A 23,832-nucleotide genomic window follows, 5' to 3' on the forward strand; every position below is an offset into this window, starting at 1 on the left:
GCGGAGCGATCCGCGGGTTTTTCGTATCCCTAGAGAAAACAGAGGGCTTAGCTGCCGGTGGGGCCGCCGCCACCGCCGCCGATCGGCAGGCTGGGTTTGGCGCCGCCGGTAATGAGCCGGCCGATGAAGGTCTCGTCCTTGCCGCCCGTGGGGGTGGTGCGCGAGATGAAATCGAAGACCTTGCCGTCCTTCAGGCCGTAATTCGCGATCTGGGTCACGCGTCCGTCATGGCCGAAATAGACGGCGAGGATGCGCTGGTCGACCAGATGCGGGTTCATGAAGGCGACCGGGCGCTTGCGCGTCTGCGAGATGTAATAGAACACCTCGTTGTCGAAGGTCGCGGTCGTCGAAGGGCTGCCGAGCGAAAGCAGAACCTGCTCGCGGCTGGAGCCGACCGGAACCTGCTCGATCTGCTGCTGGTCGATCACATAGCCCTGCGTCAGGGTTTCGCCAGGTGTCAGGCCGTCCAGGGATTTGGACGCATTGCAGCCGGAAAGGGTCGCCGCGGCAAGCACCGTGGCCGCCCCGATCAGCGCAGGCGAAGAGATGGTCTTGAATTTCAGCGAGTCCAACAACAACTCCTTCAAATCACTTCTGGCGCCCGCACCTTGCACAGAGCCGCAAAACCGGTAAACCAGCTTGCGCGCCGATGCAACAAGCCCACGCCGTGAAACGGTTCCCCATGGAGGATGTCCCTCATGTTCCAGCGCCTGTTCGGCCGCGAACGTCACAATAGAACGATCACCGATGCCCTCTATGCCGAAATCGTGGCAGCCGCGCGGCAGCCGTATTTTTATTCGGACTGGGACGCGCCGGACACGCCGCTTGGCCGCTTCGAGATGCTGGGGCTGCACATGTTCCTGTTCCAGCACCGCCTGCACGACGAGACCGGCGCCGCGCGCGAGATCGCTCAGGTCCTGATCGACGAGTTCTTTGCCGACGTCGAGCACTCCCTGCGGGACCTCGGAATCGGCGACATGGGCGTGCCCAAGCGCATGAAGAAGCTGGCGCGCATGTATTACGGCCGCACCGCGGCCTATGGAGATGCGCTGGAGCGCGGCGACCGGGCAGCACTTGGCGAAGCGCTCAAGCGCAACATCCGTCCCGACAGCGAATCCTGGCCTCAGGTCGATTTTCTTGCCGGCTATGTTATGGACGCCGACAAGCTGCTTTCGGAGCAGCCTTCGGAAGCCATCTTGGCGGGGACGATCCGGTTTCCGGTCGCTGGCGCCGCCTGACAGCACGATCCCGAACCGAAGGTCCGCGTCAGCGAAAGTTGCAGGCTTTTCGGACAAGATCATGCTTCAAAACAAAATGTTAGAGCGAGATTGCGATTCAGGCAGCAGGAATCTCGCTATGGAAGGAACCCATCATGCATCATGAAGAACAGATCAAAAGCCCGGTTTCCTTCGATGTCCATGTCTCCCGGATGCCGCAGAAGGGGCTTCCGGTGGTGATCGAGGCGAATGAGAAGCAGCGCGCGGCACTGGCCGAAGCCCACGGCCTCGAAGCCGTCGAGCGTTTCCGCGCCGAACTCCTGGTCACCGCCTGGAAGCGCAATGGCGTGAAGGTGGCCGGCCAGGTCGAGGCCGACATCGTGCAGTCCTGCGTGGTGACGCTGGAGCCGATCGAAAGCCACATTTCCGAGGAAGTGTCGGGGCTGTTCCTGCCCGACGATTCCAAGCTTGGGCGCGAAGGTTTCGAGACCGCCGGAGAGATACTGCTCAGCGCCGACGGCCCGGACAGCCCGGAACTTTTTTCCGGCGACACGATCGATGTCGGCGCATTGGCGGAAGAATTTTTCGGTCTGGGAATCGATCCCTATCCGCGCAAGGCCGGCGCCGAACTGCAGAAGAAGTCGGATGAAGCGCCGGACGAGCCGGTCGAAGGCGAATTTCAGCGGAAGCTGAAGTCTCTCATCGATAAATCCTGAACACTCACTGCCGCTTTGCGATAATGTCGGTTGTGCCTTGCCTCAAAACCGCTATTTTCGCCAAGCTTTAGCAAGCCTCGCCTTTCGACCAACGAGAGTAAAGACCGAGTGATAAGGATTTCCATCGATGCCATGGGCGGCGACCACGGACCCGCGGTTGTCATTCCAGCGCTTTTGGCTGTCGCAACGCGCCGCAGCGACGTGCGCTTTGTGGTTTTCGGACGTGAGGACGTCGTTCGTCCCGAGCTGAACAAATATCCCAAGCTCGCCGACATCGTGGAATTCCATCACTGCGACGTGGCAGTGCGCATGGATGACAAGCCGAGCCAGGCGCTGCGCCATGGCCGTCGCGTCTCCTCCATGTGGCGCGCCATCGATGCGGTTAAGAACGGCGAGGCCGACGCCTGCATTTCCGCCGGCAACACCGGCGCGCTGATGGCGATGTCGAAGTTCTGCCTGCGCACCATGGCCACCATCGATCGGCCGGCGATTGCCGCGATCTGGCCGACGATGCGCGGCGAAAGCGTGGTGCTCGATGTCGGCGCCACCATCGGCGCCGATGCGCACCAGCTCGTCGATTTCGCGATTCTCGGTACCGGCATGGCCCGCGCGCTCTTCGGCATGGAGCGGCCGACGGTCGGCCTGCTCAATGTCGGCGTCGAAGAGGTCAAGGGCCAGGAAGAGGTCAAGGACGCTGGGCGCCTCCTGCGCGAGGCCGGCAAGATGGCGATGGACTATCGCGGCTTCGTCGAGGGCGACGATATCGGCCGCGGCACGGTCGACGTGGTGGTGACCGAAGGCTTTGCCGGCAACATCGCGCTCAAGACCGCCGAAGGCACCGCACGCCAGATCGGCGAATATCTGCGCGCCGCGATGAGCCGCACGCTGATGGCCAAGATCGGCTATCTCTTCGCCAAGAGTGCATTCACCCGCCTGCGTGAGAAGATGGACGTGCGCCGCGCCAATGGCGGCGTCTTCCTCGGCCTCAACGGCATTGTGGTGAAGAGCCACGGCGGCACGGACGCCGAAGGATTCGCCGCGGCGATCGAACTTGGCTACGACATGGTAAGAAACAGACTGCTGGACCGGATCGAGGCTGACCTCGACCTGTTCCACGCGCGCCGCCCGCTGTCGTCCTCCAGGTCGACCGAGTTCGCGGACGACAGCAACGAATAGGAATTTCAATGATCAGATCGATTGTGCGTGGCGTAGGATCCTCGCTGCCGCGCCGCATCATGAAGAATGCCGATTTCGAGGGCGTGGTCGAAACCTCGGACGAGTGGATCGCGCAGCGAACCGGCATTCGCCAGCGTCACATCGCAGCCGATGACGAAACGACCGCCTCGCTCGGCGAGGCAGCGGCGCGCGCGGCCCTTGCCGATGCTGGCCTGACGCCCGCTGACATCGACGTGATCGTTTTGGCAACCTCCACGCCCAACAACACCTTCCCGGCCACGGCCGTCGAGATCCAGAACCGGCTCGGCATGCATCACGGCTTTGCCTTCGACATGCAGGCAGTGTGCTCGGGCTTCGTCTATGCCGTCACCACGGCCGATCTCTATATCCGCAGCGGCATGGCCAAGCGGGTGCTGGTGATCGGCTCGGAAACCTTCTCGCGCATTCTCGACTGGACCGACCGCTCGACCTGCGTGCTGTTCGGCGACGGCGCCGGCGCGCTGGTGCTGGAGGCAGGCGAGGGCGAGGGCACGATCGCCGACCGCGGCATTCTGGCGGCGGCGCTGCGTTCCGACGGCGTGCACAAGGATAAGCTCTATGTCGACGGCGGCCCGTCGACCACGGGTACTGTCGGGCATCTGCGCATGGAAGGCCGCGAGGTCTTCAAGCATGCGGTTGGCATGATCACCGATGTCATTGAGGCGACCTTCGCGCAGGCCGGCATCACGGCCGACGATCTCGACTGGTTCGTGCCGCACCAGGCCAACAAGCGCATCATCGATGCGTCGGCCAAAAAACTCGGCATTGCCGAGGAAAAGGCGGTGGTCACGGTCAACCTGCACGGCAACACCTCCGCCGCCTCGGTGCCGCTGGCGCTTTCGGTGGCGGTTGCGGACGGCCGCATCAAGAAGGGCGACCTGGTGCTGCTCGAGGCCATGGGCGGCGGCTTCACCTGGGGCGCGGTGCTGCTGCGCTGGTAAGTGCCGCAAGCCGACGGGGCGCGCTTGGTTGCGCCCCGTTATAGGACAGCGGCAGTAACCCTTTCCGACATGCCGGCAACGGCGAAAACGATTCAAAATCAATCGGAAAGAGCTAAAGTTCTGTCCTTGACCTAGGCGGGCCAATTTTCTAACGTCATTGATATCGTTTTGAATTTTCATCGCCTCTAGGATGGTTGCTGCACCCATGGCGGCAAAGACAATTACACGCGCCGACCTCGCCGAAGCAGTCTACCGCAAGGTTGGGCTTTCCCGCACCGAATCCGCGCAACTGGTTGAATTCGTCCTCGACGAGATCTGCGAGGCGATCGTGCGCGGCGAAACCGTCAAGCTCTCGTCCTTCGCCACCTTCCACGTGCGCGACAAGAACGAGCGCGTCGGCCGCAATCCCAAGACCGGCGAGGAAGTGCCGATCCTGCCGCGCCGGGTCATGACGTTCAAGGCGTCGAACGTGCTGAAAAGCCGTATCCTGCGCGCGCACCAGAACCCCAAGAACAAGACGGGCGGCAAATAAGCGGCCGCCTTCGCTTTCATCGCGCCGGTCGGCAATCCGACCTCTGGTTGATAACCGAAAGGCCGGCTTGTGCCGGTCTTGAATGTTGGCGCACAAATCGCTGAAATATAGTACGAATCGGTTTCCGGGCGTGATTTCCCGCAGCTGGATCGGTTTGGCTGCAGCGTCGCGCTCGCGGCCATGATCCCGAACCCGGCGACGGGTTTTCGGAAAATCCCGGCCGAACAACAGGTTAGGGCCCGTTCGGCAAGACGGGTTCTTGGAGACTAGGCCGCATCGCGAAGCATTCGCGAATCTACGGCCTATGAGCGAGGGTTGCGCCCATGGAAAAAAGTCCTGACGCCTTCCGCACCATCAGCGAAGTCGCCGAAGATCTCGACCTGCCGCAGCATGTGCTGCGCTTCTGGGAAACGCGCTTCAATCAGATCAAGCCGATGAAGCGCGGTGGCGGCCGCCGCTACTACCGGCCGCAGGACGTCGAGCTGATCAAGGGCATCCGCCACATGCTCTATGAGCAGGGCTACACCATCAAGGGCGTGCAAAAGCTGCTGCGCGAGAATGGCAACCAGTTTCTGGTGGCCGTCGGCAATGGCGATGTCGAGGCCGTCGAGGCCATCGCCCAGCGCAAGCAGGCCGACACCGCGCCGATGACGCCGGCCGCCCAGCCGCGCCTCGACGACGAAATGTTGGTCGGCGAGCCGCGCGCCAAGCCGAGCCGCCGCTTCTTCGGGCTCGGCAAGGCCGACGACGAGGGGCCTGTGCAATCCGGCTCGGGCAAGCTGTCGCGCGACAACCGTGCGCTGCTCCAGGAAGCCCTGTTCGACCTGCTGGAATGCAAACGCCTGCTCGACCAAGTGCGTTGATTTCAGGCGCGACTTGTTGCCACCGCTCCGGACGGCTTCTGGCCGATTGCGGGCAGTGCCGTGCCGGGTGATCCTGCGGCCCGAATGAACCTGCGGAGGCCGGCAGCATGACCCGGATCGGAAAAATCGCGGCGCTCTGGCGCTATCCCGTTAGCTCGCTGCGCGGCGAACAGTTGGACGAGGTTCGTCTGGACGGGCGGGGCGTTGCCGGTGACCGGGTCTGGGGCCTTTTTGATGCCGCCGGCGCCATCGCCTCTCCCGACAATGAAAAGCGCTGGCGTCCGGTGCCGGAATTGCGCTCGCGGTTATCTGGCGACGGAATTGAAATTGCTGCCGTAGGCGACGAATGGTTCGGCATTGGCGGTGAGGAGGCCGCTCGCGCGGCCGAGGCAGTGTTGGGCTTTCCGGTAAAATTCCAGCCCTACGAAGGTGACTGGAGCGAGGACGCTCCAACCACTCCCGCACCGCGCTATGAGCGCGCCAATCTGCATATGTTGACCACCGCTTCGCTCCGCAGGCTGCAGGAGCTTGTGCCCGACGGCGTCGAAGTCGATGTTCGGCGCTTTCGCCCCAACATCCTCGTCGAAACGGAAGCAGGCCTCGGCGGTTTTGTCGAAAAGGAATGGATCGGCCGAACGCTTGCGATCGGCGACGTGCGGGTCGCGGTGACCGAGCCCTGCGCGCGATGCAGCTTCGTGGCCCTGGCGCAGGCCGGGCTCTCGTTTGCGCCGCCGGTGCTGCATGCCATCACGCGTCATGGCGCAGGCGGCTTCGGCGTTCTGGCCGCGGTCGAGGCGGCCGGCCTGCTTCACGTCGGCGACGAGATAGCACTCATCTGATCCAGAAAATCCGCGAAGGTGTGGCGCCTGCCCAGCCGGGCTATTTGCGGCCTTCCTTCTGGTCGCCTTCGACGTCGGCCTGAGGCCGGTCGCTGCCCAGCGACACCTCCTCATGCCAATGGCCATCCGCGTCCTGGTAGGTAATGCCCTCGGTGCGACCGGCCAGCTGCTGTTCCGAAGCCGCGGCCTTGGCGGCTTCGATGGCCGCCTGGCGGCTGCTATAGGTTTCGGAATAGACATCGCCGAGCTTGTAGGCCCAGCCGCCGTCGTGTTCCACGATCTGGTAGGTCACTTTCGTCATCGTCATGCTCCCGTTGAGCCGAATGCATGACAGGGCAGCGAACGCTACTTCTGCAGCCGCGCCATCAACGAGCTGGTATCCCAGCGGTTGCCGCCCATGCCTTGCACATCCTTGTAGAACTGGTCGACCAGCGCGGTCACGGGCAGCGCCGCTCCGTTGCGGTCGGCCTCCTCGAGGCAGATTTTCAGGTCCTTGCGCATCCAGTCGACGGCAAAGCCGAAGTCATATTTGCCGTCCTTCATGGTCTTGTGGCGGTTTTCCATCTGCCACGAGCCGGCAGCGCCCTTGGAAATCACCTCGACCACCTTCTCGATGTCGAGCCCGGCGCGCTTGCCGAAATTGATGCCCTCGGCCAGCCCCTGCACAAGGCCGGCGATGCAGATCTGGTTGATCATCTTGGTGAGCTGGCCCGAGCCCACGGGGCCCATGAGGCCCACCATGCGCGCATAGGCATCGATCACCGGACGGGCGCGGTCGAACACGGCCTGGTCGCCGCCCACCATCACGGTCAGCACGCCGTTTTCGGCGCCCGCCTGGCCGCCCGAGACCGGCGCGTCGAGGAAGGAAAAGCCGCGTTCCTTGGCCGCTTCTCCCAGTTCGCGCGCCACTTCGGCCGAGGCCGTGGTGTTGTCGATGAAGACGGCGCCCGCCTTCATCGACTGGAAGGCGCCGTCCGGCCCGATGGTGACGCTGCGCAGGTCGTCGTCATTGCCCACGCAGGCAAAGACGAAATCCTTGCCTTCGGCTGCCGCGCGCGGGGTCGGCGCGAAGTGGCCGCCGTGCTCGGCAACCCATTTCTCGGCCTTGGCGGTGGTGCGGTTGTAGACCGTCACGTCATGGCCGCCCTTGTTTTTCAGGTGCGCGGCCATCGGATAGCCCATCACGCCAAGTCCCAGAAATGCAACCGATGCCATTCTCGATCCTCTTATGCCGGTCAGCTGTGTTGTGTTTTCAGGTCTATGGCATGGGGCGGATTCGTCAAGGGAGGGCCTGTTGGCACAGGCGCCTGCCGATACCCCATTTCCCGTTCGCGATTTTCGCCGCTTACGGCCGGACAGCATTGCAGGTCGAGGTTTCTCGCCCCGACCTGCTGATTTTCACGCCTCCGGCAGAGGTTAATGCCGTCAGCGCTTCAGATGCCGCGTGATGCGCCGCTCGATCCATTCCACGCCGTGGCGCAGTGTCTCGACCATCGACAGGTAGATCAGTGCCGCCCAGATGTAGGTCTGGAAGTCGAAGGTGCGCGAATAGGCGCGGCGCGTCTCGCCCATCAGGTCGTAGACGGTGATGATCGCGACGATGGCAGAGCCCTTGATCATCAGGATGATCTCGTTGCCATAGGGGCGCAGCGCCACGATCAGGGCCTGCGGCAGGATGATCTTGCGCAGCGTCAGGAATTTCGACAGCCCGAGCGAGGCCGCACTTTCCCACTGGCCCCTCGGCACGCTCTCGATCGCCCCGCGCAAAATTTCGGCCTGATAGGCGGCGGTGTTGAGCGAGAAGGCGAGGATGGCGCAGTACCAGGCTTCGCGGAAGAACGTCCACAGGCCGATGGTTTCGAGAAATGGCCTGAACGAGCCGAAGCCGTAATAGATCAGGAAGGTCTGGGCCAGCAGTGGCGTGCCGCGGAAGAAATAGACATAGGCATAGGACAGCGCCCGAAGCACCGAATTCCGCGACATGCGCGCATAGGCGATCGGAAGCGACAGGATCGCGCCCAGGACGATGGAAATCGCCACCAGCGACAGCGTCACCCCGATGCCGTGCAGATAGAGCGGGGCATATTTGGCGAACAGTTCGGGGTCCCAGGCGCGGATCAGGAACAGCAGCAGGCCAAGGCCGAACAGGGCCCAGATGGCGACGAGAGCGTTTCCGACCACCCGTTCGCGCGGCCAGCCGCGTGCCTGCGGCGGAGGACGATCGACGACTTCGGAGTTTTGCACGGCGCTGCTCATCGATGCATCTCCGTCTTGCCGACCGCGCGCTCGATGGCGCCGATGCCGAAGGAGGAGAGAATTGCCAGAACCAGATAGGCGAGGCATGCCACGCCGAAGAAGAGGAAGCTTTCCTTGGTCACGCGCGACGCGATGGTCGCCTGGCGCAGGATGTCCGACAGGCCGATCACCGACACCAGCGCGGTGTCCTTGAGAAGGATCAGCCAGAGGTTGGAAAGGCCGGGCAGGGCGATGCGGATCAGCTGTGGGAACACCACCAGCCGCATGGTCTGGCGCTTGGTCAGGCCGATCGAATAACCGCCCTCATATTGCCCTATGGGAATGGCGCGGAAGGCCGACAGGAACACTTCGCTGGCATAGGACGAGAACATGACGCCGAGCGCCACCATGCCGGCAACGAAACTGTTGATCTCGATGGCCGCATTGGGATCGAAGATGCGTGCGACCTGCTGGATGCCGAGCTGGGCGCCGTAAAACACCAGGAACAGCGTCAAAAGCTCGGGCAAGCCGCGGAAGATGGTGGTGTAGATGTTGCCTGCAAGTCTGAGCGAGGGCTCCGACGACTGCTTGGCCAGGGCGATCAGAAAGCCGATGAACAGTCCGAGCGGCAGGGTGGCCAGCGCAAGCGAGACCGTCGTGAAGACGCCATAGGCTATGCTGCGGCTCCACCCCTCCGGGCCCCAGCTCAAAAGCGTCCAGATACTACTCTCCATTGAATACCTTCTCTTGTCGGAAGTTCGATTCCCACCCTGCAAGTACACGAACGGCGGGACAGAATCCCGCCGTTCCTATGGTCAGAGCGACGATTTCATCGTGGCATTAGCCGCCGTAGACGTCGAACTTGAAGTACTTGTCGTTGATTTCCTTGTACTTTCCGTTCTCGCGGATCGCCGTGATGGCGGCGTTCAGCTTCTCACGCAGCTCGTCGTCGCCCTTGCGGACAGCAATGCCGGCGCCTTTGCCGTGGATTTCTTCGACCGGCTTGATGAGGCCGACCAGCTTGCAGCAAGCCCCTTCGGGCGAATCCAGCCACTGCTGGACCACCACGATGTCGTCATTCACCGCGTCGAGGCGGCCATTGGCGAGGTCGAGCTGGTATTCCTGGGCGGTCGGATAGGGCTTGATCGTGCTGTCGGTATAGGTCTGTTCGGAATAGTTGAAGTGAGTGGTCGAGCCCTGCACGCCGATGGTCTTGCCTGCGAGGTCTTCCTTGGTCACGCCCTTGATGTCGGTGTCCTTCGGCGCGGCGATCGCCGGTGGGGTGTTGTAGTACTTGTTGGTGAAGTCGACCTTCTTCATGCGCTCCGGCGTGATCGACATCGAGGCGACGATGGCGTCGAACTTGCCGGCCTGAAGCGCGGGGATGATGCCGTCCCAATCCTGGGTGACGAACTCGCACTTGACCTTCATCTCGTCGCAGAGGGCCTTGGCGATATCGATGTCGAAGCCTTCCAGCTTGCCGTCGGAGGTCAGGTTGTTGAAGGGCGGGTAGGCGCCTTCCGTACCGATCTTGAGTGTCTTTTCCTCAGCATGTGCGGCTCCGATCGCCAGCGCAATGGCCGATGCCGCAAGCGCGATACGCATTCCAATTCGCATGATGTTCCTCTCTGTCATTATTCGCCGCAGCTTGCCGCGGCGTTGTTGGAGGCCGGACCCGGCCTCTACTGTCGCGGATACTCCCACTCTTTCCGACAAAAAAGCAACTGTAAACCGAGGCGTAGGCACGACTTGGCGCCGGTCTATGCGCATTTGGAGGGTTTGCTTGCGAAGCTGGCGCCGATGTTGTCCGCCGCTTCCCCAACGTCAGGCTTTGCTTAGCCCCGTCACTTTCTCGATGAAGTCGGCGATGGCCGCGATATCGTCGAGATCGAACACCAGAATCGTCTCGCCGGTGACAGGGTGGTCGGCGGCAATGGCGACGATCTGCGGATCGTTGACCGAAAGCGGCGCGCCGTTCTTTGCCTCGCTGCGCCGTGCCTCGATCTTCAGGTGATGCTCGCGCTTGTAGCCCTCCACCAGCACGATGTCGCAGGGCGAAAGCCGGGCCAAAATGTCTTCCAGGCGCGGCTCGTCGTCGCCGCGCAACTCATGCATCAGCGCCCAGCGTGTGCCGGAAACGATGGCCACTTCGCCTGCGCCAGCCTTGCGGTGGCGAAAGCTGTCGGTGCCCTCCTTGTCGATGTCGAAGGCGTGGTGTGCGTGTTTCACGGTCGAGACGCGCCAGCCGCGTGCGGTCAGCGTCGCCACCAGCCTTTCGGTCAGGGTGGTCTTGCCGGAATTCTTCCAGCCGGTGATGCCGAATACGCGCTGTGTCACGTCGTCAATGTCCGTCGATTGGTCAGTGGCCGGAGGGATCGGCGATTTTGCCCGCGCCGTCCAGCCGTTCCGGCCCAGATTCCCACGAAACCGCGCCGCGTTCAAACGCCATCGGAGGCCATGGTCGCGGTCTGCGCAGCAGTCGGGCGTTTCACCACCTGCTCGCGGAACAGCGCGTAGATGCCGGAACCGACGATGATGACCGCGCCGACGACCATTGCCATGTCGGGCACGTCGCCGAAGAGCAGATAGCCCAGCGCGATCGCCCACAGCAGCCCCGTGTAGCGGAACGGGGCGATGAAGGAGATGTCGCCGCAGCGCATCGACATGATGATGAACTGATAGCCGAACAGAAGCACAAGGGCGGCCACGGCAAGCAAGGTGATGCCCTCGGTTGTCATTGGCGTCCAGCCGCCCAGCGGCTGAATGAGCACCGCACCACAGGCGCCCACCATCGCAGCCGTGATGGTCGAAACCAGCAGCGAGGGAACGTGTGAGGGCAGGTGGCGGGTGGCAAGGTCGCGCAGCGCGCAGAAGGCGACGCTGACCAGCGCAAACAGCGCATAGGCGTTAAAACCTTCGAAGCCCGGGCGCACGATGACCATGACCCCGGCAAAGCCGATCGCGATCGCCAGCCAGCGGCGCCAGCCCACGCCTTCGCCCAGGAACAGCGCGGCGGCCAGCGTCACCATCAGCGGCAGCGCCTGCATCACAGCCGCAACATTGGCGATCGGCAGATGCTGCAGCGCGATCAGGAAGAAGATCGTGCCGCCGAGCTCGCCGATCGCGCGCAAGCCAACCATCGGGTGGAGGATCAGTCGCGGTGCGCTCAGCGCACCCTTGTACCAGGCCAGAAGCGCGATCAGCGACGTGGCGAAAATCCCGCGCACCAGCATCACCTGGCCGAGGTTCATCTCCATCGAGGCGAGCTTCACCAGCGCGTCGTTGATGGTGAAGCCGGCCATCGACACCACCATGAACGATGCGCCGCGAAGATTTTGCGAAAGTGCCAAGGCGTTCCCGATTCCGTAATTTTTTATGTTCTGCCCATGATTGCGGCAACCAAAGGCAGAACAGCAACGGCAAAGCGGTGGGCCAAGAAATCTTAGGCCAGGTTTTGTCTCGGGAACATGTGGAAATAGGGCTCTGCTTCCTTCAGAGCGCGGGCAAACGAGGGCCGCTTCTTGAGCCGCTCGAAATAAGCCGCGACGTGTCTGTGCGTGTCGCCGAAGGGCAGCACTTCATTGCCATAGAACAGCGCCGGCGAGGCTGCGCAATCGGCCATCGTGTAGCTTTCGCCCACTGCCCATGTGCGCGTGGCCATCTCGGCGTCGATGATGTCATAGGCGCTCTTCAGCGCCGCGCGCTTCTGTTCCACGCCGAAGGGGTCATGCTGTCCCGCCGGGCGCAGCCGGTCGGCCACGATCCCTTGCACGTGGGTGTGGACATAAAGGTCGTAGAAGCGGTCGGCGAGGCGAACTTGCAAGGCCAGCTCCGGGTCGGCTGGCAGGAGTTCGACGGGACCTGGATAGTGGAGCGCCAGATATTCGATGATGACCGTCGATTCCGGCACGGTGCGGTCCCGTGCCTCGTCACGCAGCACCGGCATCTTGGCGACTGGCCAGAGTTTCCTGAACGTCTCCCGGCACTCCTCGTTGGCGAGGTCCAAGATATTTGCCGTGAAGGGGACGTCGTTCTCGTAAAAGGCAATCAGCGTCTTGTGGGAATAGGAAGACAGCGGGTGAAGATGAAGGGTCAGGGACATACAAATCTCGCCTTCTTGAATGGCATGTTGCTGGAAAATATGTGATTGCAAATTGCAACTGGTTGCAGGCTATTATCACTGGTGCGATATTGCAACCGGTTTTCGGAGATTTTTGATGAACGATGCCCACCGCTCCGGCTGCCCCATAAATCTGTCGCTGGAAGTTTTCGGCGACAAATGGAGCCTGTTGATCCTTCGCGACATGATTTTCGGCGGGCGCCGGCATTTTCGCGAGCTGCTGACGCGCTCTGAGGAGGGCATTTCCTCCAACATATTGGCAGACCGGCTGAAAATGCTGCTGGATGAGGGTATGATCACCAAGACCGACGACCCGAGCCACAAGCAGAAGGCCATCTACAGCCTGACCGAGAAGGCCATCGAGCTCTTGCCGATCATGGCGCATCTGGGGTCGTGGGGTCGCAAATGGCTGGCGGCCAGCGAGGAGTTGAGCATTCGCGCCCAGCTGCTGGAGGAGGGCGGACCGCCGCTGTGGGAGAAATTCATGGCGGAGCTGCGCGTCGAGCACCTTGGCGCGCCGGCGAATGACCCCGCCGGACCATCGGTGCGCGAGACGCTGCAGGCGGCTTATGAAGAGGTCGTCGCACGGCAGGCGATGGAAAGAGCGGGAGCCTAGCGGGTAACACGATAGGAGGCGGCCATGGGCCGGGTCGTGATGGCATTCAGCATGTCGCTCGACGGTTTCGTCGCCGGTCCGGGCGTCAGCGTCGAGCAGCCGATGGGCGAGGGCGGCGAGCGGCTGCACGAATGGCTTTTCAACGAAAGCCCCGATCGCGGCGTCGACCCCGAGATGGCGCGCGAGCTTTCGGATTCTGTGGGCGCGGTCGTGCTAGGGCGGCGAACTTTCGAGGTCGGCCTCGGCCCATGGGAGGATACGCCTTATCCGGTGCCGTGCTTCGTGCTCGCCCATGAGCGACACGAAAACCTTGCAATGCCGAGCGGCACCTTCACCTTCGTCAATGACGGTATCGAAATCGCTCTGGGGAAGGCGCAGGCGGTCGCTGGCGAGCGGGACGTCATCCTCATGGGCGCCGACACCGCCCAGCAATATCTGCGGGCAGGGCTGGTCGATGAGATCTACATCCAGCTGGTTCCGCTGGTGCTCGGGTCCGGCACCCGGCTGTTCGAGAACTTGGGCACCGAACCCATCGAGCTGGAAATGACCCGGGCGGTGAAATCGCCCTTTGTCACGCATATGCGCTTTCGCGTGCTGCGCAACCGGCCTGCCTCGCTGCTGCATTGGCCGGGGGAGTGAGACTGCTGTTCCCGTCAATGTCGGCTTTGCAGACCCATTCGCTCATCTACCCCTGACCTTGGCGACGTGGAGAGCCAGTTTTTCCAGCGTTTGCCCCCCATATTCGACAGCGCCAAAGCCGATCGTCCTTTCTCGTTGCTCCCTGGACGGATGCATTTGACGGAGCGTGAGGACGGTCTTGCCGTCGCTTTGTTCATCGAAGGTTACGAGCATTCTGAATCTACCGGGATCGTTTTCCTGATCTGAGCCGTGCTCGACCTCGATGAGCGCCGGGGCCTCCATACGGAGAAAAACCATTCGGTTGCTGTAGCGAGTGCCCCCGGCAGCGACCATGTCAAATCGCCAGACCCCGCCCGGACTGAGGTCGATCTCTTTGGTTTCGATCGCCATGCCTTCGGGCCCAAACCACATTTGTATTTGATCCGGGTCCGTCCACGCGGAGTATACGAGGCTCCGGGGAGCATCGATTACCCGACCCAGGACAATTTCACGATCGAGAGGCCAGTCTCGCCAAGGGGAACCGGAGTTTTTGATCAGGTCGCTCATTGTCCTAATTCTTCCTCTTCATGCGTTCGATGTGGACTTCCATGCGATCGAGACGTTTCTCCCAGGCGGAAATATGCTGATGTATCCACGCTTCGGTCGCATGAAGGACGTCCGGCTCAATCCTGCAGGTTCGAACGCGTCCAATTTTCTCAGAACTGACGAGGCCGCTCTGCTCGAGAACACGCACATGTTTGAGCAGGGATGGCAGGGCCAATTCGAACGGCTCAGAAAGTTCGCTTACGGATTTCGGTCCATCACACAAACGGCTGACGATCGCCCGCCTGGTCGGATCTGCGAGTGCGGAAAAAGCTCTATCCAAATCAGTTGAAAACTTAGCCATGTCGGAAAGTATTGACTGGTGCACGGCGCCGGTCAAGAAAAACTTTCAGAACTGGCTAACTTTTGGGTCCCGGTACATCTGGCCCCGTTGTCCGACGTTCCCAATCTTGCCTGCGGAGGTCCGCTTGCGGCGAAAAAATTCCTTACGCAGCGGCGCCCAGTGTGCGTTTGTGCAGCGGGCTTCGCGTCGTCCCGCGAAAAAGCTAGCCGATCTTCGCTGATCGCTGCCGAAGTGGATGAATTTGAAGCGGTGGCAGCGCTAACTAATTGAGACTATTGGCCCCGATAGAAAATCGCAGCCCACTTCATCCCCCACCTTCCCACCTCCCGCATAATGCCCGCATCGGCCTCACCGGGAACACGGGTCATGAACCGGATGAGCGTGGAGGGCGACGATGTCCGGGCTGGTGGCGCTAACGGTGGCGCTGCTGGATGATGAATCCCCAAGTCCGGGCCCAGGGTGTGGCTGGCCGCGCGAATGCGGAGGCGAACAAACCCAGGCAAGCGCATCGAACGGGCGGTCGAAGGGCCGCAAGATTTACCAAAACGAGCGTGTCCGACGGCCGCCCGTCTTCCCCAGGTTCTTTGACAATAGCCAGACGGTGCAAACCGGGTGTGGCGATGAATAGGTGCGTTCTTCGAGGCTCGCCCTGCGGGCGAGCACCTCAGAATGAGGGAGGTTGGTGCGGCGACAGCCCTCACTAGAGAAGTGGGAGCCTGCACCAGGATGAGGGAGGTTGGCGCCGCCGGTTAGCCCTCATGGTGAGGTGCGAGCGTAGCGAGCCTCGAACCACGAGGGCGGGATGAAGTGGGCTGACATCTTACCCTCCCCTCAATGGGGGAAAAAATCACCCGCCCGTCACGCTCATGTGCCGGGAAACAGAAGGGCGGTTGGTGCGGCGGTCGATGACGAAATCGTGGCCCTTGGGCTTGCGGCCGATGGCTTCGTCGATCGCGTTCGACACGAGTTCGTTGCCTTCGGAGGCACGCAGCGGAGCGCGCAGGTCGGCGGCGTCCTCCTGGCCGAGGCACATATAGAGCGTGCCGGTGCAGGTCAGCCGCACGCGGTTGCAGCTTTCGCAGAAATTGTGGGTCATCGGCGTGATGAAGCCGAGCCGGCCGCCGGTTTCGGCAACCTCGACATAGCGCGCAGGGCCACCGGTCTTGTAGGGGATGTCGGTGAGGGTGAATTGACGCTCGAGGTCGGCGCGCAGCAGCGACAGCGGCAGATACTGGTCAGTGCGGTCCTCATCGATCTCGCCCATCGGCATGGTTTCGATGACGGTCAGGTCCATGCCGCGGCCATGCGCCCAGCGCAGCATGTCGGGCAGTTCCTTGTCGTTAAAGTCCTTCAGCGCCACTGCGTTGAGCTTGATTTTCAGCCCGGCGGCCTGGGCCGCATCGATGCCGGCCATGACCTTGTCGAGATGGCCCCAGCGGGTGACGGCGTGGAATTTTTCCGGGTCGAGCGTGTCGAGCGAGACGTTGATGCGCTTGACGCCGCAATCGACAAGCTCGGAGGCGAAGCGGGCGAGCTGTGAGCCGTTGGTGGTCAGCGTGATTTCGTCAAGCGCGCCGCTGTCGAGATGGCGCGAAAGCTGGCGCACCAGATGCATGATGTTCTTGCGCACCAGAGGCTCGCCGCCGGTCAGGCGCAGCTTGCGAACGCCCTTCTCGATGAAGACGGTGCAGAGCCGGTCGAGTTCTTCAAGCGACAGGAGATCCTTCTTGGGCAGGAAGGTCATGTCCTCCGCCATGCAATAGGTGCAGCGGAAGTCGCAACGGTCGGTGACCGACACGCGCAGATAGGTGATCGTACGCCCAAATGGATCGATCATGTTCATGCGGTCGCGGTTCCTCAACACATGCTGCCCGATGGCACCTTGAATGTCGTATAGCGAATATCGTCATTCAAGATAGGCTATAACGCTCTTGGTAACATTCCCGAGGCCGACGCGGCAATGTCGGCTTTGGTGGGAGAAAAGTCACAGCTTTTCGCCTCACGCGAACAGTCGTAGGGAAGAGCCAGCATTTACTGGGTGGGATCATGACGGCACCGAAGGAATTGAGGGTATCGAAGGACCGCAGGATACTGACGGTGACCTTCCCGGATCACCGGCCGTTTGAGCTGTCGGCCGAACTGCTCCGGGTGCTGTCGCCCTCGGCGGAGGTGCAGGGGCACTCGCCGGCGCAGCGCGTGACGGTACCCGGCAAGCGCAACGTGGCGATCCTGAAGATCGAGCCCATGGGCAATTATGCGGTGCGCATCATCTTCGACGACCTGCACGACACCGGCATCTTCACCTGGGACTACCTGCATACGCTGGGCCACGAAAAGGAAGAGCGCTGGGACGCTTATCTCGCGGAACTGGAGGCCAAGGGCCTTTCGCGCGACTGAGGGGTCATCGCGTTGTCACGGAAATGAAATAGTCGCGGGGAAGTCAAAACCGGAGGTTCGGGAATGTCCATCATTCGCACGGTCGAAGAACTCGAAGCGCTCTACGGCGTTCCCGGCGAGACCTCGCTGGTCAAGGAACTCGACCGCATTATTCCCGAATATGCCGCCTTCATCGAAGCCTCGCCCTTCGTGGCGCTCGCCACATGCGGCCCGGAGGGGCTCGACTGCTCCCCGCGCGGCGACCTCGCAGGTTTCGTCCGCATCCACGACGAGCGGACGCTGATGATGCCTGACCGGCGCGGCAACAACCGGGCCGATTCGCTAAAAAACATCATCCGGGACGACCGGGTAGGGCTCCTGTTCCTCGTTCCCGGCTCGGGCACCACTTTGCGGGTCAACGGCCGCGCGCATATCACCACAGATGCGGAGCTCTGCGCGTCCTTCGTGGTGGACGGCAAGCCGGCCCGCTCGGTGACGGTGATGACGGTCGACGCCGTCTATTTCCAGTGCGCGCGCGCCATCGTCCGCTCCGAACTCTGGAACCCGGAAAGGCACGTCGATCCCAAGTCACTGCCGACGCCCGGGCAGATCCTGGCGGTGACCAGCAAGGCGCGAATCGATGGCGAGGCCTACGACCGCGAATGGCCGGAGCGCGCCAAGGCATCCATGTGGTGAGGCCGGCTATTCGACCTTGAGCGCTTCGGCCACCCGGCGCATTTGCTCGCCCAGAAGGTCGCATTCGGCGGGGGTGGATTGCTCCATGACCTTGTCGAGCAGGCCCATATAGACTTTCAGCGCGTCCATCAGCAGCGCCTCGCCGCTCGGTGTCAGTGACAACCGCAGCACGCGCTTGTCCTTCCCGTCGCTTTCGCGGCGGAGCAGATCGCGATTCTCCAGCTGCGGCAGCAGCATGGTGATGTTGGAGCGGCCCACCAGCAGCTTCCGCGCCAGATCGTGCTGCGACATGCCGGGATGGCGGTAGAGGTTCATCAGAACATCGAGCTGTGCCGGCTTCAGGTCCAGCGGCGCAAGCGCGCCGGCCAGGGCGCGTTCGACCGAATGGCAGGCACGGGCCACGGCAACCCAATTTCGGAAGCGCGGGTTGTCCCAGGGTAGCTCTTGTTTATTGTTCATGCTTGAACTATCATGTTCAGAATTGAACCATTGCTCGGATCGCTAATATGGCATCAATTGGACTGAAGGTCATCCGGGGCGTTTTCGGCGCAGCCGAGTTCGTCGCGCCGCGCCTGGGCGGTCGGGCCGCATTCGAGCTGTTTTGCCGGACACCCAACCCGAAAGTGCTGACTGCCGGCGAGAAGAAGGCGGTGGAAAGGGCTGTGGATTTCATGGCCGAGGCCCGTCACCACAGGATCAAAGTCGGTTCCAACTGCGTGGCGGTACACGAATTCAGGCCGGGGCAGGGGCGTCCATTCGCGGGCACCGTGCTGGTGATTCACGGCTGGCGCTCGCGTACCGAATATATGCGCGCCCTGATCGAAGGCTGCCGCGACGCCGGCTTCCGCGTCGTGTCTCTCGATCTGCCGGGTCATGGTGCATCGAGCGGCCGCCGTCTCAACATGGCCAGCGGCGTCGCTGCCGCCCGCGCTGCCGGAGAGTGGTTCGGCCCCTTTGCCGCCGTCATCGGGCACTCCTTCGGCGGCGCCGTCGCGGCCAATGCCGTGGCCGGGGCGGTGGACGGGATTGCGCCGCTCGACACTGGGCGGCTGGTCATGATCGCCGCGCCCAACGCGCTTTCGGAAGTGTTCGAGGGCTTTCGCAGGTTTGTGAACCTGGGCACGCGTTCGGCCCTGGCGCTTGACGATCGCATCAGGCGCCTGGCGGGCCATGGACTGGCGCATTTCACGGGCGCGAAGCAACTCGCACGGCTAAGCACCCCGACGCTGGTGGTTCATGCGCCGGACGATGCCGAAGTGCCGGCTGAAGACGCGCGAAATCTGGCGGGGGCGGGCGACCATGTGCGGCTGGTCTGGGCCGAGGGGCTGGGCCATCGGCGCATCCTGTCCGATCCGGGCGTCGTACAGCAGGTCGTCGGCTTTGTTGCAACGACGGACGAGACGGCGCCCTTGCATTGAACCGGGGGTGGGGCTCAGCCCTTCTTTTCAGGCATGATCACCGGCAAGCCGGCCTGTTTCCAGGCAGTGAAGCCGCCTAGGATATGCTTTACCGGTTCCAGCCCCATGTCCTGCGCGGTCTTGGTGGCCAGCGCCGACCGCCAGCCGCCGGCGCAGAAGAAGACAAAGGTCTTGCCGGAGGAAAAGATAGCCTTGTGATACGGACTTTCCGGGTCGATCCAGAATTCGAGCATGCCGCGCGGGCAGTGCTCTGCGCCAGGGATCTCGCCTTCGCGCTGCAATTCGCGTGGGTCGCGAAGGTCGACGAAGACCGTGTCCGGATCGTCGAGAAGATGGGCAGCCTGCTCCGGCGAGACGACCTCGATCTCGGCATTCGCCTCATCGAGAAGTTGTTTGTAGCCTTTTTTCATCGCCGCCTCCCGGGCCGTGCCGTTTTCCGGGACCGGATATTCGCATGGCGATGGCTTCGCCGCTACTCAGTCGTGCGGACAGAATTGATCGAGCCGGTCCTCACGTTGTCGTGAGGCGGCCGGATTGTGAAGCAGCCCTGCAACACATAGCCAAAATAAGCAAAGTCTTAACCAAATCGGTGTGTATCGGACCCCTCGCGTCTTACATCCGCCATGGGTGAACCGGTTTGCTCTGGCGGCGTTAATAGGGGGTAGCTCGGCTTTCCCCACCGGAACGAGTGATCAATGACGTTCTCTGCCAAACAGACCGCAATTCTCCCCGCAGTGCTTTCCATGGTTCTGGCACTGCCCGTGCCGCAGGCTTCGGCCCAAAACATTCTCGACATGATCTTTGGCGGTGGCCGCGTCCACCGATATGCGCCCGGCGAGTACGAGCGTTATGGAGAGTTTCCGCCGCCCCCGCACCCGAACAGGATGGTGCGCCCGGATGGGGGTTGGTATCCTGTTCAAAAGCACAGCCGCAGGCCGGTCGAGCCGGCGGTCCAAAAGCCGATCGAAAAGATCACCGGCCCGACCTACTACACCTATAAGGCCGATCCGCTCGTCCGCGTCGATTTCACTGCGCTGCAGGCCGGTGCGAAATCGGCGTCGCTGGACTCGTCGCCTGTGACGACCGAGTTCCGTGAAGGCCTGTCGGGTCTGGCTGGGTTCGATCTCTACGCAGAAAAGGACGTGGCCGCGGCCCTGGTCGAGTACTACAAGTCCAATCCGGAGTTCATCTGGGTCTCCGACGATGCTCCCACCAGTCGCGCACAGGATGCCATGCGCGTTCTTGGCAATGCCGGCAGCTTTGGCCTCGATGAGTCCGACTATGCGGTGGACGTCCCATCGGGACTCGAATCCGCCGACAATGCTTCGACGCGGCAGCGCGAGATGATGCGCTTCGAAATGGCGCTTTCCGCTCGCGTGCTTCGCTATGTTCGGGATGCACAGAACGGGCGCGTCGATCCGAACCGGATTTCGGGCTATCACGATTTTCCGGCCAAGCCTTTGAACATGGTTGGCGTGCTCAGGATATTGGGCCAGACCAACGATGCGCAGGCCTATATGGAATCGCGCCACCCGCAGAACGCCGAATTCCGGGCCCTGCGCGCCGAACTCGAAGCGCTGAATGCGAGCATTGATGACGACATCGTCGTCGATCCCAAGCTCAAGCTGAAGCCTGGCCAGAGCAGCCCTGAATTTCCGAAGCTGCTGCGGTTGATCGTGCGTGACCACAGCGATCTGCTGAAGGACGAATACGCCCCGCTGGTTGAACGTCTCGGCCAAAGTGAAGTCTATGAGCAGGATCTCGTTCCGGTCATCAAGGCCGTGCAGAAGAAGATCGGGCTAAAGGCGGACGGCGTCATTGGTACGCACACCGTGCTCAGGCTTGCCGGCACGCCGAAGGCAGACCGTCTGCAGAAGGTGATATTCGCGCTCGAAGAAATGAGGTGGCTGCCGGCCGATCTCGGCAGCACGCGGGTGTTCATCAACCAGCCGGCTTTCACTGCGACCTATATCGAGAGCGACCAGGAAAAGCTGAAGATGCGCGTCATCATCGGCCGCCCGGAGAACCAGACGAGCTTTTTCTATGATGAGATCAAGCAGGTCGACTACAACCCCTATTGGGGCGTGCCGCAGTCGATCATCGTCAACGAGATGCTGCCGCGCCTGCGCAACGATCCCGGCTATCTCGACCGTTCCGGCTATGAGGTGACCGACGCCAAGGGCAAGCGCATTCCGTCCTCGGCCGTCGATTGGGGCCAGTACGGCTCGAAGATTCCCTTCAACGTCAGGCAGATTCCGAGCGAGGCCAATGCGCTGGGCGAGCTGAAGATCCTGTTCCCCAATAAGCACGCCATCTACATGCACGACACGCCGCAGAAGGCGCTGTTCGATCGCGATTCGCGTGCCTTCAGCCATGGCTGTATCCGCCTCAAGGATCCGCGCGGAATGGCGGCCGCGGTGCTGGGCACCGATGTCGAGCACATCGCCAAGAAGCTCAAGGCCGGGCATTCATCGGAAAAGGTGACGCGCGATATCCCGGTCTACATCGCCTACTTCACCGCCTGGCCTGAGGCTAATGGCAAGGTCGAGTATTTTAATGACGTCTACGATCGCGACGGGCATCTGAAGCTGGCACTCGACAAGGTCGAGGCAGGGCGCAAGTCCAATATGTGACGGATCTGACGTATGTGATGCAAAAATCGGCCGGTGATTCACCGGCCGTTTTTTTTGGGGGGGGGCGCACGACCATGCCGCCCGACGCGCGTCTGCGCACGGACGATATTCTACGATTTTCAAGGAATGCTTACGGTCCGGCAGGGCGTTGGCGCGCTGCAAGGACAATATTTTGGTCGAGGAGAATGGTGGGCGATGTAGGGATTGAACCTACGACCCCACCCGTGTGAAGGGTGTGCTCTCCCGCTGAGCTAATCGCCCGCTCATCGCCCGAAGGCAAAGCGTGCGGCGATATAGGAGACCACCACACCCGAAGTCAAGCCACCGATTACGCTCTTGCAACGGCAATTAGCGCTTCTGCGAGGCTGACGGTCAATTCGTCATAGTGGGAAATGACTTTCGAGGGCTCGAATTCGCGCACATGGCGGTCGGTATAGCCGAAATCGACCGCGACGACGGGAATGCCGGCTGCCTTGGCGGTGTCGATGTCGGTTTGCGAATCACCAACCATCACGGCCCTGTCGCGATGGCCGCCGGCCATTGCGATGGTTTCGACAAGATGACGAGGGTCGGGCTTGCGGAAGGCAAAGGTGTCCTGGCCGCAGATCGCGGCAAACCGGCGGTCGAGATCCAGGGCCTCCAGAAGCTTACGGGCAAAGAATTCGGTCTTGTTCGTGCAAACGGCCAGCAGGAAGCCCGCGGAGGAGAAGCGGTCCAATGCCGCGATCACGCCCGCATAAGGCTGGGAGCGGCCAGGCATGTTCTCGCCGTAGTGGTCGAGAAATAGGGTATAGAGCCGGTCGTGTTCGTCCGAGGGCAGGGTTTTCCGCTGCGCGGCATAGGCGCGTTCGATCATCACGCGGCCGCCCTGGCCGGCGAGACTGCGAAAGCCGAAGGCGTTGGTATGTGGAATGCCGCCCGCGGCGAGGCTGTGGTTGAGGCTGTCGAGCAGGTCCGGCGCCGTATCGATCAATGTTCCGTCGAGGTCGAATACGATGATCGGTCGGCTCATGGGCATGTCCTCTTGTCTCGTTGGCGGGGCTTTGATTCGCGCATAGCCTGCGCACCCTTACGGCGCAAGCGTCGGTGGTTGGGCCTGGGCGGTAGAAAGCCTTTGCCGCATGGCCTAAAAATGATAGGAGCGCTGCCGAACAAGAGGGTGGCCTGGACGACTCCGATGGATGCACGAGCTTTGAAGATTGAAGCCGCCCGCGTGGCACTTGGCTACGTAGAGGACGGCGCACGGCTGGGGATCGGAACCGGTTCGACGGCCGAGGAATTCGTCCGGCTGCTTGCCGAAAAGGTCGCAGGCGGCTTGAAGGTGATTGGCGTGCCGACGTCCGAGCGGACGGCAGCACTTTGCGTTGAGCTTGGCGTGCCGCTGTCCACGTTGGACGAGACGCCGGAACTCGACCTGACAATCGACGGCGCCGACGAGATCGACCCGCAGCTTTCGCTGATCAAGGGCGGCGGCGGAGCGCTGCTGCGCGAAAAAATCGTGGCAGCCGCCTCCAGCAAGATGATCGTGATCGCCGATCAGTCCAAGATGGTGGAAACACTCGGCAAGTTTCCTCTGCCCATCGAAGTCAACAAGTTTGGTCTGAAAGCGACCGAGCTTGCCATCGCCGCAGTGGCCACTGAACTTGGCCTGTCCGGTCCCCTGACATTGCGGATGACGAACGGCACGCCGTTTGTTACAGACGGTGGACATTTCATTCTTGATGCATCTTTTGGCCGCATTCCCGATCCAAGAGCGCTATCAAATGGTCTTTTCGCCGTTCCGGGGGTTGTCGAACACGGCCTGTTCCTCGGCTTGGCGCAAGCTGCCATTATTGCGAGCGCCGACGGTGTCAGAACGGTCCATGCGACCCGATAAACAGGAGTTCTATC

Annotated in this window: 29 protein-coding genes and 1 tRNA gene; 14 read left to right on the forward strand and 16 right to left on the reverse strand. The window is 62.0% G+C overall.

What is annotated here, in order from left to right:
• Positions 1–47 precede the first annotated feature (47 nt).
• Positions 48–572 carry an outer membrane protein assembly factor BamE gene (locus C7I85_RS01965; RefSeq protein WP_181257053.1) on the reverse strand — a complete coding sequence of 175 codons (525 nt, stop codon included), beginning with the start codon at positions 570–572 and terminating at the stop codon, positions 48–50.
• Positions 573–698: 126 nt separating this feature from the next.
• On the opposite strand from C7I85_RS01965, the gene C7I85_RS01970 reads away from it, so the two are divergent.
• From C7I85_RS01970 to C7I85_RS02000, 7 genes are all read left to right on the forward strand, one after another.
• Positions 699–1,238, forward strand: coding sequence for a ubiquinol-cytochrome C chaperone family protein (locus C7I85_RS01970; RefSeq protein WP_106722263.1), 540 nt, complete (start codon positions 699–701; stop codon positions 1,236–1,238).
• Positions 1,239–1,372: 134 nt separating this feature from the next.
• Positions 1,373–1,933 carry a YceD family protein gene (locus tag C7I85_RS01975; protein ID WP_106722264.1) on the forward strand — a complete coding sequence of 187 codons (561 nt, stop codon included), beginning with the start codon at positions 1,373–1,375 and terminating at the stop codon, positions 1,931–1,933.
• Positions 1,934–2,041: 108 nt separating this feature from the next.
• Complete coding sequence (gene plsX, locus C7I85_RS01980) at positions 2,042–3,109, forward strand: phosphate acyltransferase PlsX (RefSeq protein WP_106722265.1); 1,068 nt, start codon at positions 2,042–2,044, stop codon at positions 3,107–3,109.
• An 8-nt stretch (positions 3,110–3,117) separates the two neighbouring features.
• Positions 3,118–4,089 (forward strand): beta-ketoacyl-ACP synthase III, encoded by a 972-nt coding sequence (locus C7I85_RS01985; RefSeq protein ID WP_106722266.1) that lies wholly within the window; start codon positions 3,118–3,120, stop codon positions 4,087–4,089.
• Between the two features lie 205 nt (positions 4,090–4,294).
• Positions 4,295–4,621, forward strand: a complete 327-nt coding sequence (locus C7I85_RS01990; RefSeq protein WP_106722267.1) for an integration host factor subunit alpha — start codon at positions 4,295–4,297, stop codon at positions 4,619–4,621.
• Between the two features lie 323 nt (positions 4,622–4,944).
• Positions 4,945–5,484, forward strand: a complete 540-nt coding sequence (locus tag C7I85_RS01995) for a MerR family transcriptional regulator (RefSeq protein WP_106722268.1) — start codon at positions 4,945–4,947, stop codon at positions 5,482–5,484.
• Positions 5,485–5,591: 107 nt separating this feature from the next.
• A complete protein-coding gene (locus C7I85_RS02000) occupies positions 5,592–6,323 on the forward strand; it encodes an MOSC domain-containing protein (RefSeq protein ID WP_106722269.1) in 732 nt (243 codons plus the stop codon).
• A 40-nt stretch (positions 6,324–6,363) separates the two neighbouring features.
• Here the strand turns inward: C7I85_RS02000 and C7I85_RS02005 are convergent, their stop codons facing one another.
• The 8 genes from C7I85_RS02005 to C7I85_RS02040 form a co-directional block, all read right to left on the reverse strand.
• Complete coding sequence (locus C7I85_RS02005; RefSeq protein WP_106722270.1) at positions 6,364–6,624, reverse strand: DUF2188 domain-containing protein; 261 nt, start codon at positions 6,622–6,624, stop codon at positions 6,364–6,366.
• 44 nt (positions 6,625–6,668) lie between these two features.
• A complete protein-coding gene (locus tag C7I85_RS02010) occupies positions 6,669–7,538 on the reverse strand; it encodes an NAD(P)-dependent oxidoreductase (RefSeq protein ID WP_106722271.1) in 870 nt (289 codons plus the stop codon).
• Between the two features lie 210 nt (positions 7,539–7,748).
• Complete coding sequence (locus tag C7I85_RS02015) at positions 7,749–8,579, reverse strand: ABC transporter permease (RefSeq protein WP_106722272.1); 831 nt, start codon at positions 8,577–8,579, stop codon at positions 7,749–7,751.
• Positions 8,576–9,292, reverse strand: coding sequence for an ABC transporter permease (locus tag C7I85_RS02020; protein WP_106722273.1), 717 nt, complete (start codon positions 9,290–9,292; stop codon positions 8,576–8,578). The genes C7I85_RS02015 and C7I85_RS02020 overlap by 4 nt, the downstream gene beginning before the upstream one ends.
• Before the next feature lie 106 nt (positions 9,293–9,398).
• Entirely contained in the window at positions 9,399–10,175 is a 777-nt protein-coding gene (locus C7I85_RS02025) for an ABC transporter substrate-binding protein (protein WP_106722586.1), read from the reverse strand.
• A gap of 207 nt (positions 10,176–10,382) precedes the next feature.
• Positions 10,383–10,895, reverse strand: a complete 513-nt coding sequence (gene mobB, locus C7I85_RS02030) for a molybdopterin-guanine dinucleotide biosynthesis protein B (RefSeq protein WP_106722587.1) — start codon at positions 10,893–10,895, stop codon at positions 10,383–10,385.
• A gap of 101 nt (positions 10,896–10,996) precedes the next feature.
• Positions 10,997–11,908, reverse strand: coding sequence for a DMT family transporter (locus tag C7I85_RS02035; RefSeq protein ID WP_106722274.1), 912 nt, complete (start codon positions 11,906–11,908; stop codon positions 10,997–10,999).
• Between the two features lie 92 nt (positions 11,909–12,000).
• A complete protein-coding gene (locus C7I85_RS02040) occupies positions 12,001–12,660 on the reverse strand; it encodes a glutathione S-transferase family protein (RefSeq protein ID WP_106722275.1) in 660 nt (219 codons plus the stop codon).
• 115 nt (positions 12,661–12,775) lie between these two features.
• Here C7I85_RS02040 and C7I85_RS02045 point away from each other — a divergent pair, with 115 nt between their 5' ends.
• Together C7I85_RS02045 and C7I85_RS02050 are read left to right on the forward strand one after the other, a co-directional pair.
• Positions 12,776–13,294: a winged helix-turn-helix transcriptional regulator gene (locus tag C7I85_RS02045; protein WP_106722276.1), complete on the forward strand. Its 519-nt coding sequence runs from the start codon at positions 12,776–12,778 to the stop codon at positions 13,292–13,294.
• Between the two features lie 24 nt (positions 13,295–13,318).
• Positions 13,319–13,933: a dihydrofolate reductase family protein gene (locus tag C7I85_RS02050; protein ID WP_106722277.1), complete on the forward strand. Its 615-nt coding sequence runs from the start codon at positions 13,319–13,321 to the stop codon at positions 13,931–13,933.
• 42 nt (positions 13,934–13,975) lie between these two features.
• Here C7I85_RS02050 and C7I85_RS02055 read toward each other — a convergent pair whose 3' ends face one another.
• The 3 genes from C7I85_RS02055 to moaA form a co-directional block, all read right to left on the reverse strand.
• On the reverse strand, positions 13,976–14,479 hold the full coding sequence (locus C7I85_RS02055) for an SRPBCC family protein (protein ID WP_106722278.1): 504 nt from the start codon (positions 14,477–14,479) through the stop codon (positions 13,976–13,978).
• A 4-nt stretch (positions 14,480–14,483) separates the two neighbouring features.
• Complete coding sequence (locus C7I85_RS02060; RefSeq protein ID WP_245444755.1) at positions 14,484–14,855, reverse strand: ArsR/SmtB family transcription factor; 372 nt, start codon at positions 14,853–14,855, stop codon at positions 14,484–14,486.
• Positions 14,856–15,666: 811 nt separating this feature from the next.
• Positions 15,667–16,662 (reverse strand): GTP 3',8-cyclase MoaA, encoded by a 996-nt coding sequence (moaA, locus tag C7I85_RS02065; protein WP_106722279.1) that lies wholly within the window; start codon positions 16,660–16,662, stop codon positions 15,667–15,669.
• 203 nt (positions 16,663–16,865) lie between these two features.
• On the opposite strand from moaA, the gene C7I85_RS02070 reads away from it, so the two are divergent.
• The gene (locus tag C7I85_RS02070) at positions 16,866–17,216 is read left to right on the forward strand and encodes a gamma-butyrobetaine hydroxylase-like domain-containing protein (protein WP_106722280.1); all 351 of its coding nucleotides are present in this window, start codon (positions 16,866–16,868) and stop codon (positions 17,214–17,216) included.
• A 63-nt stretch (positions 17,217–17,279) separates the two neighbouring features.
• The gene (locus C7I85_RS02075; RefSeq protein WP_106722281.1) at positions 17,280–17,891 is read left to right on the forward strand and encodes a pyridoxamine 5'-phosphate oxidase family protein; all 612 of its coding nucleotides are present in this window, start codon (positions 17,280–17,282) and stop codon (positions 17,889–17,891) included.
• 6 nt (positions 17,892–17,897) lie between these two features.
• On the opposite strand, the gene C7I85_RS02080 is transcribed toward C7I85_RS02075, so the two are convergent.
• A complete protein-coding gene (locus tag C7I85_RS02080; protein WP_106722282.1) occupies positions 17,898–18,350 on the reverse strand; it encodes a MarR family winged helix-turn-helix transcriptional regulator in 453 nt (150 codons plus the stop codon).
• A gap of 47 nt (positions 18,351–18,397) precedes the next feature.
• Between C7I85_RS02080 and C7I85_RS02085 the strand changes: the two genes are divergently transcribed.
• Positions 18,398–19,309: an alpha/beta hydrolase gene (locus tag C7I85_RS02085; RefSeq protein ID WP_106722283.1), complete on the forward strand. Its 912-nt coding sequence runs from the start codon at positions 18,398–18,400 to the stop codon at positions 19,307–19,309.
• A 14-nt stretch (positions 19,310–19,323) separates the two neighbouring features.
• On the opposite strand, the gene C7I85_RS02090 is transcribed toward C7I85_RS02085, so the two are convergent.
• Positions 19,324–19,719, reverse strand: a complete 396-nt coding sequence (locus C7I85_RS02090; RefSeq protein WP_106722284.1) for a rhodanese-like domain-containing protein — start codon at positions 19,717–19,719, stop codon at positions 19,324–19,326.
• Between the two features lie 285 nt (positions 19,720–20,004).
• Between C7I85_RS02090 and C7I85_RS02095 the strand changes: the two genes are divergently transcribed.
• A complete protein-coding gene (locus C7I85_RS02095) occupies positions 20,005–21,942 on the forward strand; it encodes a L,D-transpeptidase family protein (RefSeq protein WP_106722285.1) in 1,938 nt (645 codons plus the stop codon).
• A 186-nt stretch (positions 21,943–22,128) separates the two neighbouring features.
• Here C7I85_RS02095 and C7I85_RS02100 read toward each other — a convergent pair.
• Together C7I85_RS02100 and C7I85_RS02105 are read right to left on the reverse strand one after the other, a co-directional pair.
• Positions 22,129–22,203: transfer RNA gene (locus tag C7I85_RS02100), tRNA-Val, on the reverse strand.
• 67 nt (positions 22,204–22,270) lie between these two features.
• The gene (locus C7I85_RS02105; protein ID WP_106722286.1) at positions 22,271–22,954 is read right to left on the reverse strand and encodes an HAD family hydrolase; all 684 of its coding nucleotides are present in this window, start codon (positions 22,952–22,954) and stop codon (positions 22,271–22,273) included.
• 165 nt (positions 22,955–23,119) lie between these two features.
• Here C7I85_RS02105 and rpiA point away from each other — a divergent pair, with 165 nt between their 5' ends.
• Positions 23,120–23,818 (forward strand): ribose-5-phosphate isomerase RpiA, encoded by a 699-nt coding sequence (gene rpiA, locus C7I85_RS02110; RefSeq protein WP_106722287.1) that lies wholly within the window; start codon positions 23,120–23,122, stop codon positions 23,816–23,818.
• The last annotated feature ends 14 nt before the right edge of the window (positions 23,819–23,832 follow it).

Source organism: Pseudaminobacter soli (ex Li et al. 2025), assembly GCF_003012705.1.
In the GTDB taxonomy this organism is placed as follows: Bacteria; Pseudomonadota; Alphaproteobacteria; order Rhizobiales; family Rhizobiaceae; genus Pseudaminobacter; species Pseudaminobacter soli.